Raw genomic sequence first — 14,004 nt, forward strand, 5'->3', positions numbered from 1 at the left:
TCGCCAAACTTATGAGTTTTACAGATGAATGAAGTAAATGGTTGTTATCTGCTAGTGCATTCCACAACTACGCTGTACTAACTTTAAAAAGAAGATAACCATTTCTATATCAAAGCAGCTGGATTGAGCTTAATGCCTATAGTTAGTGCCTAAAACTGGTAGCAAAAGAGATGAACATCAATGCCAGCTATGTTTGAAGCTTTAATATAGAGGAGGCTAATTGCCCGCACACCCACCTGGACGTGTGTTTTCTGCTGAATTAAACCGCATGATGGCTTGTTAATGTTCGTTTGGTTGACTTATTTAAATTTTATTGAAAAAGCCTCTTGCGCTCTTTTCGAATCTCCCTATAATGCGACCCCACTGACACGGTGAAGCAGGCAACTAGCCAAGCTAGCAGCGTTAGAGAGTTAAAACTCCACGGAGATTTGATTCAGGTGACAACCGCTTTAAGAGCTTCGGGTAACGACTTCTGATTAAGAAATCGCCACTTGAAAAACTTCTTAAAATAAGCGCTTGACGCCGACACTGGAGAGTGTAGAATACGCCTCCTCAAGCCAACGACCTAGCGTCTTAGGCTGCTAACTGAGAGACTCGTTCTCAATAGGATTAGCACCGCTCTTTAACAATATGACAAGCAAATCTGTGTGGACACTCACAGAGATTAAGTTATTCGAAATTGTCTCTCACGAGACAATCAAAAATTGACTTAATGAATGAGTGTTCATAGCAATATGTAATACAGAATTCGTTGAGCCGCTGATTTAGCCTTACTTGTAAGGTGGAAGAAGCAAAAAAAACTTTAATTGAAGAGTTTGATCATGGCTCAGATTGAACGCTGGCGGCAGGCCTAACACATGCAAGTCGAGCGGTAACACAAGGGAGCTTGCTCCTGAGGTGACGAGCGGCGGACGGGTGAGTAATGCCTAGGTATCTGCCCAGTCGAGGGGGATAACAGTTGGAAACGACTGCTAATACCGCATACGCCCTACGGGGGAAAGGAGGGGACCTTCGGGCCTTCCGCGATTGGATGAACCTAGGTGGGATTAGCTAGTTGGTGAGGTAATGGCTCACCAAGGCGACGATCCCTAGCTGGTCTGAGAGGATGATCAGCCACACTGGAACTGAGACACGGTCCAGACTCCTACGGGAGGCAGCAGTGGGGAATATTGCACAATGGGCGAAAGCCTGATGCAGCCATGCCGCGTGTGTGAAGAAGGCCTTCGGGTTGTAAAGCACTTTCAGCGAGGAGGAAAGCTCAAGCGTTAATAGCGTTTGGGTGTGACGTTACTCGCAGAAGAAGCACCGGCTAACTTCGTGCCAGCAGCCGCGGTAATACGAGGGGTGCAAGCGTTAATCGGAATTACTGGGCGTAAAGCGTACGCAGGCGGTTTGTTAAGCAAGATGTGAAAGCCCCGGGCTCAACCTGGGAACTGCATTTTGAACTGGCAAACTAGAGTCTTGTAGAGGGGGGTAGAATTTCAGGTGTAGCGGTGAAATGCGTAGAGATCTGAAGGAATACCGGTGGCGAAGGCGGCCCCCTGGACAAAGACTGACGCTCAGGTACGAAAGCGTGGGGAGCAAACAGGATTAGATACCCTGGTAGTCCACGCCGTAAACGATGTCTACTCGGAGTTTGGTGTCTTGAACACTGGGCTCTCAAGCTAACGCATTAAGTAGACCGCCTGGGGAGTACGGCCGCAAGGTTAAAACTCAAATGAATTGACGGGGGCCCGCACAAGCGGTGGAGCATGTGGTTTAATTCGATGCAACGCGAAGAACCTTACCTACTCTTGACATCCAGAGAATTCGCTAGAGATAGCTTAGTGCCTTCGGGAACTCTGAGACAGGTGCTGCATGGCTGTCGTCAGCTCGTGTTGTGAAATGTTGGGTTAAGTCCCGCAACGAGCGCAACCCTTATCCTTATTTGCCAGCACGTAATGGTGGGAACTTTAGGGAGACTGCCGGTGATAAACCGGAGGAAGGTGGGGACGACGTCAAGTCATCATGGCCCTTACGAGTAGGGCTACACACGTGCTACAATGGTCGGTACAGAGGGTTGCGAAGCCGCGAGGTGGAGCTAATCTCACAAAGCCGGTCGTAGTCCGGATCGGAGTCTGCAACTCGACTCCGTGAAGTCGGAATCGCTAGTAATCGTAGATCAGAATGCTACGGTGAATACGTTCCCGGGCCTTGTACACACCGCCCGTCACACCATGGGAGTGGGCTGCACCAGAAGTAGATAGCTTAACCTTCGGGAGGGCGTTTACCACGGTGTGGTTCATGACTGGGGTGAAGTCGTAACAAGGTAGCCCTAGGGGAACCTGGGGCTGGATCACCTCCTTACCTATACGACTAACTTAATAGTTGTTGAGTGTTCACACAGATATGCTTGTCGTAAAGAAAGAGCAAATTACGTTGGGTCTGTAGCTCAGCTGGTTAGAGCGCACCCCTGATAAGGGTGAGGTCGGTGGTTCAAGTCCACTCTGACCCACCAAAATCTTTATTTTCTCCTAAAGAAAGATTTTGTTTTAACGTAAATTTGTTTGACTGCATGTAAATGGGGCTATAGCTCAGCTGGGAGAGCGCCTGCCTTGCACGCAGGAGGTCTGCGGTTCGATCCCGCATAGCTCCACCATTTACATCTTTCTCTTCAGTAAGAGTAAGACATATGCACAGGTAAGAGATGCCAAAGATAAATGCAGAATTTATCTTTGGCTTTTTTAAGCCCGCTCTTTAAAAATTTGGAAAGCTGATAGTAATAATCGAAAGATTATTGCGAAATTAAAAAATTGAGTTCTATAAACACTTAACATTAAGTGTCTTAGCTCGTTGTTTAACATTAACTTGTTGGATGATGAGATAAAAATTCTAATTTTGGCGAAAGTAGAAACCATTAGTTACGATACGGCTGTTGTGAGCTTACCCGCTCAGAACAACGGATATATCTCATAGAGACTTATTTGGGTTGTATGGTTAAGTGACTAAGCGTATATGGTGGATGCCTTGGCAGTCAGAGGCGATGAAGGACGTAGTAACTTGCGAAAAGCGTTGGCGAGCTAGTAACAAGCATTTGAGCTAACGATGTCCGAATGGGGAAACCCACATGCATAAGCATGTATCACTACATGAATACATAGTGTAGTGAGGCGAACCCGGGGAACTGAAACATCTAAGTACCCGGAGGAAAAGAAATCAACCGAGATTCCCCTAGTAGCGGCGAGCGAACGGGGATTAGCCCTTAAGCGTAGAGGGTGTTAGTGGAATGTGTTGGAAAGCACAGCGGCACAGGGTGATAGCCCCGTACATGAAAACTAACTTTACGTGAAAACGAGTAGGACGGGACACGTGACATCCTGTTTGAACATGGGGGGACCATCCTCCAAGGCTAAATACTCCTGACTGACCGATAGTGAACCAGTACCGTGAGGGAAAGGCGAAAAGAACCCCTGTGAGGGGAGTGAAATAGAACCTGAAACCGTATACGTACAAGCAGTGGGAGCGGTTCTTGAGACCGTGACTGCGTACCTTTTGTATAATGGGTCAGCGACTTACATTTTGTAGCAAGGTTAAGCGAATAGCGGAGCCGTAGGGAAACCGAGTGTTAACTGCGCGTTTAGTTGCAAGGTGTAGACCCGAAACCGAGTGATCTAGCCATGGGCAGGTTGAAGATTGAGTAACATCAATTGGAGGACCGAACACACGTATGTTGAAAAATGCGGTGATGACTTGTGGCTGGGGGTGAAAGGCCAATCAAACTCGGAGATATCTGGTTCTCCTCGAAAGCTATTTAGGTAGCGCCTCGTACGAATACCATTGGGGGTAGAGCACTGTTAAGGCTAGGGGGTCATCCCGACTTACCAACCCTTTGCAAACTCCGAATACCAATGAGTACTATACGGGAGACACACGGCGGGTGCTAACGTCCGTCGTGAAAAGGGAAACAACCCAGACCATCAGCTAAGGTCCCAAAGTTATTGCTAAGTGGGAAACGATGTGGGAAGGCTTAGACAGCTAGGATGTTGGCTTAGAAGCAGCCATCATTTAAAGAAAGCGTAATAGCTCACTAGTCGAGTCGGCCTGCGCGGAAGATTTAACGGGGCTAAGCAATACACCGAAGCTATGGGTACTAGTGTTTACACTGGTGCGGTAGAGGAGCGTTCTGTAAGCCGTTGAAGGTGAAGGGGTAACCCACACTGGAGGTATCAGAAGTGCGAATGCTGACATGAGTAACGATAAAGGGGGTGAAAAACCCCCTCGCCGAAAGACCAAGGGTTCCTGTCCAACGTTAATCGGGGCAGGGTGAGTCGACCCCTAAGGCGAGGCCGAAAGGCGTAGTCGATGGGAAACGGGTTAATATTCCCGTACTTCTGCTAACTGCGATGGAGAGACGGAGAAGGCTAGGCTAGCGCGGCGTTGGTTGTCCGCGTTTAAGGTTGTAGGCTGTACACTTAGGCAAATCCGGGTGTACTTAAGGCTGAGAGCTGATGACGAGGTCCTAAGGGACTGAAGTAGTTGATGCCATGCTTCCAGGAAAATCTTCTAAGCTTCAGGTTAGCAGGAATCGTACCCCAAACCGACACAGGTGGTCGGGTAGAGAATACTAAGGCGCTTGAGAGAACTCGGCTGAAGGAACTAGGCAAAATGGTACCGTAACTTCGGGAGAAGGTACGCTCCTAGCGGTGATGAGACTTGCTCTCTAAGCTGCCGGGAGTCGCAGATACCAGGTGGCTGCAACTGTTTATCAAAAACACAGTACTGTGCAAACTCGCAAGAGGAAGTATACGGTATGACGCCTGCCCGGTGCCGGAAGGTTAATTGATTGGGTTATCTTCGGAGAAGCTCATGATCGAAGCCCCGGTAAACGGCGGCCGTAACTATAACGGTCCTAAGGTAGCGAAATTCCTTGTCGGGTAAGTTCCGACCTGCACGAATGGCGTAATGATGGCCACGCTGTCTCCAGCCGAGACTCAGTGAAGTTGAAATTGCGGTGAAGATGCCGTATACCCGCGGCTAGACGGAAAGACCCCGTGAACCTTTACTATAGCTTGGCACTGAACATTGAACCTACATGTGTAGGATAGGTGGGAGACTTTGAAGCTTCGTCGCTAGATGGAGTGGAGTCAATCTTGAAATACCACCCTTGTAGTTTTGATGTTCTAACCGCGGCCCCTGAATCGGGGTTCGGGACAGTGCCTGGTGGGTAGTTTGACTGGGGCGGTCTCCTCCCAAAGAGTAACGGAGGAGCACGAAGGTTGGCTAAGTACGGTCGGACATCGTACGGTTAGTGCAATGGCATAAGCCAGCTTAACTGCGAGACATACACGTCGAGCAGGTACGAAAGTAGGTCATAGTGATCCGGTGGTTCTGTATGGAAGGGCCATCGCTCAACGGATAAAAGGTACTCCGGGGATAACAGGCTGATACCGCCCAAGAGTTCATATCGACGGCGGTGTTTGGCACCTCGATGTCGGCTCATCACATCCTGGGGCTGAAGTCGGTCCCAAGGGTATGGCTGTTCGCCATTTAAAGTGGTACGCGAGCTGGGTTCAGAACGTCGTGAGACAGTTCGGTCCCTATCTGCCGTGGGCGTTGGATGATTGAAGGAAGCTGCTCCTAGTACGAGAGGACCGGAGTGGACGAACCGCTGGTGTTCGGGTTGTTATGCCAATAGCATTGCCCGGTAGCTACGTTCGGAATCGATAACCGCTGAAAGCATCTAAGCGGGAAGCGAGTCCTAAGATGAGTCATCCCTAGGAATTTAATTCCTCTAAAGAGCCGTTCGAGACTAGGACGTTGATAGGCAAGGTGTGTAAGCGTTGTGAGGCGTTGAGCTAACTTGTACTAATGACTCGTGAGGCTTAACCATACAACCCTAATGGGTTTTGTATGAGAAACTAATGTTTCTAAAGACAAAATTAGAATGAAGCACTTAATGTAGTGTGGACTCAAAACTTAATTTCAGTTTACTTGCTAAGGCGAGTAACAGCTTTCCAAACTTTTTTACCTTTAGTTTTTTTAAAACTGAAAGTAAAAGCAGAATTTGTCTGGAAACCATAGAGCTGTGGCACCACCTGAATCCATTCCGAACTCAGAAGTGAAACGCAGTATCGCCGATGGTAGTGTGGGGTCTCCCCATGTGAGAGTAGGTCATTTCCAGGCGCCAAATAACGAGAAAGCCCGTTGCTAAAGCAACGGGCTTTTTTCGTTATTGTCTGGAAAGGGGACCGAACGAACATGGGAAATAAAGAGTGCATGCGAAGCATACTTCAAATCATGTGATAGTAGGGTGAAGCCCTTGTGCTTATCAAACGAAGTTTGATGCAAGGGGGAAACGCGGAGAGCTCGCTCGAAGCTGGCCATGACAGGCGCTAAATTATTCTCGAAAGAGAAGCGATAAAGCCCGTTGCTAATGCAACGGGCTTTTTCGTATATGTGTCCCGTCCTGAGATAAATTGTTCCAGACAATTTAAGGCACTTTCTATATCCATATAGGTCGCGCGAAAAGAACAGCTCCCGACGTCGCCCCGCCGCTACGAAGACAAGCTTCTCCGCGTTCACTCTTCACTTAAAGCAGAGGGGCTGAATACTGCGTATTCAAAGCGCCCAACTTTCACCCCCATGTGTTCGCTGCGCGAACCGAGGGCGATTATATGCTGCTGCATAATCGACATTTCCCACATCTATGCAGTTTTGCGCTGGAAAATGTGGCTTTCAGCTGAGGAAAAAGATTAAAATACTCGTCTGGGGGAGCGCGTAAGGCGACGGCCTCCGATAAATATATAATTAAAGGGTTACCGATATCTAATACTGGGCAGTATTCAGACACGGTAGCCCTTTTCTGTACAAGTAACTTTAAAATATCTTCTTACTGGATAAATAATAAATCATGAAGTTCCAACAAGTAGCTACGTTTATTGTAGCGATATCTGTGTTAGTGGGCTGTAATTCTGACTCATCTTCAGACATTCCTTTACCACCTTCTTATTCATCAATTAATGGTCTTGCATCTCAAGGAGGGGCAATCAAAGGGGTTGTGACTCTTAAGCAAAGCGATGAATCTAGAGTTAAATCTATAAGTGATTTACAAGTATTTGAAGATGGTAAATTTGTTATCAGTGACGCTACAGAGCTTAGCTATCCTGCAATAGTTAAAATCACTGGTGCTCATGGCGTGAAAGCCACGACTGAATATTCAATTATCCTTGATAACACTGTTGAACGTATCAATTTATCACCTCTAACTCGGTTGATGATAGGCCGTATAGCAGGAGTGGACGCAGAGGTTGTTTATGATAAATTTTCAGACTATCAACATCTTTTTACCGATGAAGCACTCGAAGAGGCGCAAAGCGAGCTAGACAGTCTTCTGGAGCCATTGTTGTCGGTTGCAAAGTTAGCAACAGACACCAACTTTTTATCGGCAGTTTATCTGGCAGATTTTGAGCACCTTGACAGTGTGCTTTCTACTTTATCTATTGAATACCAACATGATAAAGCGACGTTGGTTTACTTGCCAGCCAAAGAGTTTCGAGTTGAATTAGCTTACGGTGAAAGCTGGAAAAATAAGTCATTTATTCCTGCTGGAAGCGATCAGGCACAGATTAAGCTGCAACTAGGCTTAATCAATCAAGCTAGCAATACTTTAGAGCAGATGATTTTGTTAAAGGACGATAGAGTCGCTTTTGATAATTATCTTGCTCCTAATGCACACTGGTTTGGTAGTGATGCTAGTACTTTGCATGACATCTATTTTGATATTTTACCTGAAGAAGATAATGCCAATTTAAAGCGCTATCGCGATTTTGTTATTTTGGATAGCACGCCAGCAAAGCAGCAATATTTGTTAGGTTTCACTGCTACGTTTGAAGCGAGTACTCAGTCGAGTATTTCGAGAGATCAAGCTTGGTTTGAATTTGTTGACGGTGAACTTAAGTTCCTTGGTGATGACAAGCCTTTCCCGACATCCTTTTATGCTATGTACAAGCTTAACGTCGCACCAGCAGAGTATAACTGGGTTCCTTTTAAGACATTTGAGTGGGTATTTGAAACTACAGGTTTCTTGTCATCAACTCACTGTACGCCAGATCTAGAGCGTGGTGCTTGGCAGCGGAATAGCAAAGAGTTTTTTGACAAGCTTGCAAACCTTAACGATGCCTTTGATGGGCTGCAATATATCACCGTTGAGTCACCAACTAGCAAATCGATTAAGTTAGATAAGATATTTAAGGAGCCAGGAAGCTCAAGCTGTCATCTTGTTGATAGTCAGAACAAAATCAGTGGTCTGTTAGATGGATATAAGATTGACCTTAATGCTGATGTGATTGAGAAAGATAAGGAGTATACGGTGACATTCGTGTATGACTCTCCAGAAAAGAACATCAGTAAAAAGATATTCCTGACGCAACCACCAGAAGGTGAGTCCGCAATGAAGTCGTATCTGGCTGAGTTAGAAGAGGTCGATGGTTCGAAAGACTCTTTTAAATATAACTGGAGCCGCCAAAATGACTTTGTCGCTGAAGGGGATTTATATGTTTACTTCCCAGCTCATCAAGGTTCAAGTCATCGTGTCAACATCGAGGCTGGAAAAACTGAGGTCGCAGCGCAACTAGATAATGACGTTGTGCAGATTTTTCACTCAGCCTTTGACCCTTATGGTCGAGTGATTATGAACTACTATGTATCTGCGGATGACACTCCGCTAAAGTAGTTTTAATACAATAACCGAGTGAGACTTAGTTTATCTCACTCGGTTATGAACACCTTTATAGAGGGCTATTTTACGCCCTCTATAAAATAGCTAGAAGGTTAGTGAGGTTTGTAGCACTGCGCCTAACTCGTTATCACTGGCGTAACTTGCCGACAGGTCGATACGGAAGGTATCAAAAGGCGATAGTCCAAAACCTGCGGTAAATTGATCGGCGAGATTGTCTGATAGATCGGTTTGGTAGCCTGCCCTTAGCTGTGCCCAATCGAAGGCGTTAAACTCGATACCAATACCTGCCATCTGCTTATTGTCTGTGTTGCTATTTATACCGTTTAATGTTCCCTCGATAGACTCGTAGCCCTCAGTTTCGTTTAGATCGATATCAAACCCGAGGGTGAACAGGCGGTGATTATAGCTGGCACTTGCGACGTAGGTCGGGCTGATAGAGTACTGGCCATGAATGCCTTTGGTCAGTGTCGTATCGTAGCTATTTTCAATCAAATTTTTACCAACAAGTGCAAAGGCAAGACCGTTATTCATATGGTAGGTCAAGCCCACGTCTAGATTGAAGTTGCTTTCTTCGCTTTGGTATTGATCATCATCCCAATCATCAAACTCGTAGTTTTCAATATCGGTAACATAGTTAATCGTAGTGACCTGCTGGTATTTTGGGGTGATACCGTAATAGAAGGTGCCGTGACCCATTTGATATGACTTGGCGAGGCTGACACCGGTTTCAGCGATTAACACTCCCATCGTCAGTGCCTGCGATGTGAGTGAGCCATTCTCAATGAGTTTATCAGCATTAAGATCGTCTTCGGCAATATCGGCGAACACGAAGGCGTCAGCGTAAGCTTTGACAAACATATTTACTGAGACATATTGATTCGGAATAGCGACAGCAATGTTGACACTCGCTTGTACATTCGCGCGGTTGCCTTGTAGCTCCTCTAGTGCATCGATAACCAATTGCGCATCTTGCTCTGACGGATTTGGAATGCTACTGAACTGATCATAGATATCCGAGAAGTTGTCAGTTTTGTCTATGATCTCTTGGCTATCATCTAATTGTGCCCCCACCGATGGGATCATCACCCCTACGTCGTCATTGTCACCATATCTTGCTGTTAGGGCTGGGTTATGAAATGCCGCCGACAGGTAATCTGCAGTCGAGGCACCTATGCCTCCCATGGCGAATGAACGTGCGTCGAATGATTGCACTGCAGCATAGGAGTTAAAGGAGATTAGAGTGGCAATTATTGTTGGGGCTAGTAGGTGTTTACGTTTCATTTTAAACCTTTGTATTTATAGTTTTTATAGATTGAAGAGACAGCCGAAAATATCATCTTATTGAATTGATGAACTTGAGCTCCCTCAAAGAAAGCCAACAGTCAGTTTCTTCTCTAGCTGATACCTAGGCCTGATATTGAACACCGAAATTTTGGCGTGGTCGATACTGGAGTCGTGGTTAATCGCTTTATGAATCCTGAGTGGTTAGTTCAGAGCTAAGTCGATGCCATTATGTGTGAAAGCAGTGGGTGTGAAAGCGATGCGTGTGAAAAGCGTTAGTAAGCTATACATAGATAAGCCTAAACCCTATGGGATTTTCGCGCTTAGTTTATAACTGTTTTAGGATGATAACGCCTAGTTCATATCACCGACAGCACTCAGTAATTTCTGTAATATATCAATAAATTTTAACATATTAGTTTGAGTTGCTAGACATTTTTACCTAGCTAGGTAGTCTAAGAGTCCTCAAATGGACTGGAGTAGAGCGCTTAATGAACTTGGCTAACCTTTATTATGTTTACGATCCTATGTGTAGCTGGTGCTGGGGTTATAGGCCGACTTGGTTAGCGCTACAGTCAAAGCTACAAATTACTTATCCAGAACTTAATATTGAATATCGCTTGGGGGGCTTGGCGCCCGACAGTGATGAACCTATGCCCGATGACATGCAACACTTTTTGCAACGAACATGGCTGCAGATTGCCGAGCAGTTAGACACACAATTTAATTTCGACTTTTGGCAAAACTGTCAACCTCGTCGCTCAACTTACCCCGCCTGCCGCGCTGCGCTGTTAGCTAGAGATGTAGGTCTTGAGCAAGAGATGATCTTAGCGATTCAGCAGGCCTATTACCTGGAGGCGAAGAACCCGTCAGATACCGAAATCTTAGTTACACTGGCTGGTGAGCTAGGTCTAGATGAGACGTTATTTACAAAGGCATTATTGAGTGAAACGACCAAGGTTAAATTAGATGAGGAAGTCAGTCGCAGTCGGCATTTGCCTATTGAGGGCTTTCCTTCATTAGTCTTGTTAGTAAACGGAGAGTTTTTTCTTATCGAGCTTGATTATCAAAATTGGCAGACCAGTTATAAACAGATTAGAGCGTTACTGACAGATTAGTCTCTGGTCTCTAGATTTTGGTCTCTAGTTGCGTTTATTCAATGCAGCTGACTCTGTCATCACTCTTGATAGTTAGCTCTAGTACCTTCATATATTGATCGTTAGTGACCTTGCCACAGCGGCCACTAATGTATGCTCCTGATGATAAACGAATGCGGTAAGCATAATCGCCATCAGACTGATCAGTGCTATGGTGAATACGCATAGTCTGTTTAGGGCCGATATTATCGAATACTAAGTTATTGCTTGGCAGGCTGACTTCGACTCGTGTCAGTAATTGTCCTGACTGATTAATGACCTTTACGCTAGGCATAATAAACAGGTAGGCGTGGTAGCCAATAAATAGGCATACCACTGAAAAAACCAGCATGAGTAGGCAAGTACGCATCCATTCTCCTAAAGACTAAGATAACCCCGTTATTTTAGAGTCAGATTGATAATCGGTTAGTTTGATATAAGTATAGTTACACTGCGATTATTTGTTCTTTATCTTAGCCTTTGCTCTCTGAGTCGCTGACTAACCTCGGGCTATGGTCAGATCGGCTATATAACCATGCTCAGTACTTTGCAGTGCCTGCTTTAGCATGCCAGCCGCTTCATCGGCGCTCATAAAGCTGCTGGTGTTAGCTATTTTGCCGCTGCTCGGCCAAAAGTCTGTGTCCATGCCACCTGGATAGACGGCAATCAGCTTCATCGGGCTATTCTTAAGCTCTAGACGCACCGATTCAATTAACCCCTTAACCGCCCACTTAGCTGCGCAGTAGGTTGACTCTTCAGCCTTAGGTACCAGCGCCGCAGTCGACATCACTATCACGACTGTCACATTTTGCTCTTTATAACGTTTCACCGCCTCGCGCAGCAAAAAAATTGCCGAAGTCACATTGTTATTGAGTAGGTCTTTAATGGCCTCTGGAGACTGAGACTCGATAGGGCCAAAATAACCACTGCCTGCGCTATGGATAATCAAGGATGGCGTCGTTGGGAGGTTATCGAATAGGGACTCAACGGCACTCGCATCACAAAGGTCGGTAACCTGGGCCTGACAAGGCTGGCTTACCTCTTTCGCAACTAGCTGTAAACGCTCGCTATTGCGACCACTGATACAAATTGGTTGTTCTGCGCCATAACGTTTGGCGAGCGCTGCGCCTAATCCGCTACTGGCTCCGGAAATTAATATCATATTGGTCCTTACTCTTTGCTAAATTGCGTGTTGCGTTATCTTGGCTAAGCGAGCTTATTCGATCTCGAGAATGGCTTGTTCGAAGTCTACTTGCTGGCCATCTTCAACCAAGATTGCACTGATTACGCCGGATTTATCGGCAGTGATTCGATTGTTCATGGTCATGGCTTCGATAATACACACTACATCGCCAGCGGTAACTTTTTGGTCGATGACACAGAGTGGCGCTTGGTTCGACTTGTCGATTAAATGAATCGTCCCGACCATGGGAGAGAGCAGTTGGTGGCTGAGGGCTTCATCATTGTCGTCACGGCTGCCAGTGTGTGGGCGTGGCATAGCCGCTGCAACGCTGCTGGCTGGTGCGAGAAAAGTCTGTGTGTTGGCTTGCATAGGCACTGGGCTGTGACGACAGATCCGCACCGACTCTTCACCTTCTTTAATCTCAAGTTCAGCAATATCAGACTCTTGTACGAGTTCGATAAGCTTCTTGATCTTACGAATATCCATAGTTTGTTTTAACCTTATTTATCTGCCGCATTAATACGTGCAATCGCGGCTTGTAGCGCAAATTGATAGCCTTGAGCACCTAAGCCACAGATCACCCCTATGGCTTTATCTGAAAAGTAGGAGTGGTGGCGGAAAGGCTCACGGCTGTGCACGTTGGAAAGGTGCACCTCAATAAAAGGGATTGCGACACCAAGTAGGGCATCTCTCAATGCAACGCTGGTATGGGTAAAAGCCGCCGGGTTGATGATCACCATATCGGCGTCACTGTTATGAATCGCCTCGATAAGTAAGTGCTCGGCGTTAGATTGAATATGCTCTAACTGCACACCCGCCTGAGCTGCATTTTGCTTAAGCTCATCGACGATCTGCTCTAGGGTATGGTGACCATAGTGGCCCGGTTCACGGCGTCCGAGTAGGTTTAAGTTAGGACCATTTACTAATAAGATCTTGGGTTGGCTCATGAGAATTCCCTTGAAAAACAGTGTTAGTGTGCGCTTGCCTTGATTTCAACAAAAAATAACTCAGTTGTCGAACCTTACAAGATGAAAGTGCTAATTATTCAGGCCGATTCTTTGTATATTGAATTGCATAGATTTGAAACATAGCTTTAAAACAGAGATTTAAAAACTGAGTTTAAAAACCAGACTTGTTTTGCCTCAGGGCTTTAGTCGCCCCTTTTTGTTTCTTGGCATCGACTCGGCGGCGTTGGCTACCTTTGGTAGGCTTGGTGGCGATACGCTTTTTCTGCACCGCATTCACACTGGCAACCAGAGCGATAAACTGCTCCAGCGCGGTTTGACGATTAAAGTCTTGGCTACGACTCTGCTGACATTTAATGATGATCTTGCCACTTTTAGTGATGCGGTGATCCGCTTTGGCGAGTAAGCGCTGCTGGTAGTATTCAGGTAGAGAGGAGGTTTTAATATCAAAGATCAGCTGCGCCGCAGTAGACACCTTATTGAGGTGCTGTCCGCCAGCGCCGCTAGAGCGGATAAACTGCCACTCGAGTTCACTATCTTGGATCGATACTGAGTTGGAGATTTTTATTAACGCCAAAAATTCACATCCCTTGCTTTCTGTGTCGATAAATCAATTTTTAGCACAGACTTAAATTACCTTAGGTCAATATTAACAGACTTTTAGCCTAAATAAGGGCTTGGTCTACTTTTCCTTCACGGCGAGTTTGCTATTATCAAGCAATA

At 46.0% G+C, this 14,004-nt stretch carries 8 protein-coding genes, 2 tRNA genes and 3 rRNA genes; 7 read left to right on the forward strand and 6 right to left on the reverse strand.

Annotated features, from left to right (window positions below):
* The first annotated feature begins 803 nt into the window (after positions 1–803).
* The 6 genes from SPEA_RS02810 to SPEA_RS02835 all read left to right on the forward strand — a co-directional run bounded on the left by SPEA_RS02810 (position 804) and on the right by SPEA_RS02835 (position 8,710).
* Positions 804–2,346: ribosomal RNA gene (locus SPEA_RS02810) — 16S ribosomal RNA — on the forward strand.
* Between the two features lie 74 nt (positions 2,347–2,420).
* A tRNA-Ile gene (locus SPEA_RS02815) sits at positions 2,421–2,497 on the forward strand.
* Positions 2,498–2,562: 65 nt separating this feature from the next.
* A tRNA-Ala gene (locus SPEA_RS02820) sits at positions 2,563–2,638 on the forward strand.
* A 336-nt stretch (positions 2,639–2,974) separates the two neighbouring features.
* Positions 2,975–5,869: ribosomal RNA gene (locus tag SPEA_RS02825) — 23S ribosomal RNA — on the forward strand.
* A gap of 177 nt (positions 5,870–6,046) precedes the next feature.
* Positions 6,047–6,162: ribosomal RNA gene (rrf, locus tag SPEA_RS02830) — 5S ribosomal RNA — on the forward strand.
* Together the 16S, 23S and 5S rRNA genes with 2 tRNA genes alongside form the textbook arrangement of a ribosomal RNA operon.
* Positions 6,163–6,889: 727 nt before the next feature.
* Positions 6,890–8,710 (forward strand): hypothetical protein, encoded by a 1,821-nt coding sequence (locus SPEA_RS02835; RefSeq protein ID WP_012153794.1) that lies wholly within the window; start codon positions 6,890–6,892, stop codon positions 8,708–8,710.
* A 90-nt stretch (positions 8,711–8,800) separates the two neighbouring features.
* On the opposite strand, the gene traF is transcribed toward SPEA_RS02835, so the two are convergent.
* Complete coding sequence (gene traF, locus SPEA_RS02840; protein ID WP_012153795.1) at positions 8,801–9,997, reverse strand: conjugal transfer protein TraF; 1,197 nt, start codon at positions 9,995–9,997, stop codon at positions 8,801–8,803.
* Positions 9,998–10,488: 491 nt separating this feature from the next.
* Between traF and SPEA_RS02845 the strand changes: the two genes are divergently transcribed.
* Positions 10,489–11,115 (forward strand): DsbA family protein, encoded by a 627-nt coding sequence (locus SPEA_RS02845; RefSeq protein WP_012153796.1) that lies wholly within the window; start codon positions 10,489–10,491, stop codon positions 11,113–11,115.
* A gap of 34 nt (positions 11,116–11,149) precedes the next feature.
* Here the strand turns inward: SPEA_RS02845 and SPEA_RS02850 are convergent, their stop codons facing one another.
* The 5 genes from SPEA_RS02850 to arfB form a co-directional block, all read right to left on the reverse strand.
* Positions 11,150–11,503, reverse strand: coding sequence for a hypothetical protein (locus tag SPEA_RS02850; protein WP_012153797.1), 354 nt, complete (start codon positions 11,501–11,503; stop codon positions 11,150–11,152).
* 129 nt (positions 11,504–11,632) lie between these two features.
* Positions 11,633–12,295, reverse strand: coding sequence for an SDR family NAD(P)-dependent oxidoreductase (locus SPEA_RS02855; RefSeq protein ID WP_012153798.1), 663 nt, complete (start codon positions 12,293–12,295; stop codon positions 11,633–11,635).
* A 54-nt stretch (positions 12,296–12,349) separates the two neighbouring features.
* Positions 12,350–12,802, reverse strand: coding sequence for an acetyl-CoA carboxylase biotin carboxyl carrier protein (accB, locus tag SPEA_RS02860; protein WP_012153799.1), 453 nt, complete (start codon positions 12,800–12,802; stop codon positions 12,350–12,352).
* Between the two features lie 14 nt (positions 12,803–12,816).
* Positions 12,817–13,263: a type II 3-dehydroquinate dehydratase gene (aroQ, locus tag SPEA_RS02865; protein ID WP_012153800.1), complete on the reverse strand. Its 447-nt coding sequence runs from the start codon at positions 13,261–13,263 to the stop codon at positions 12,817–12,819.
* 172 nt (positions 13,264–13,435) lie between these two features.
* Entirely contained in the window at positions 13,436–13,858 is a 423-nt protein-coding gene (arfB, locus tag SPEA_RS02870; protein WP_012153801.1) for an alternative ribosome rescue aminoacyl-tRNA hydrolase ArfB, read from the reverse strand.
* Positions 13,859–14,004 lie beyond the last annotated feature (146 nt).

Source organism: Shewanella pealeana ATCC 700345, from assembly GCF_000018285.1.
Classification (GTDB): Bacteria; Pseudomonadota; Gammaproteobacteria; order Enterobacterales; family Shewanellaceae; genus Shewanella; species Shewanella pealeana.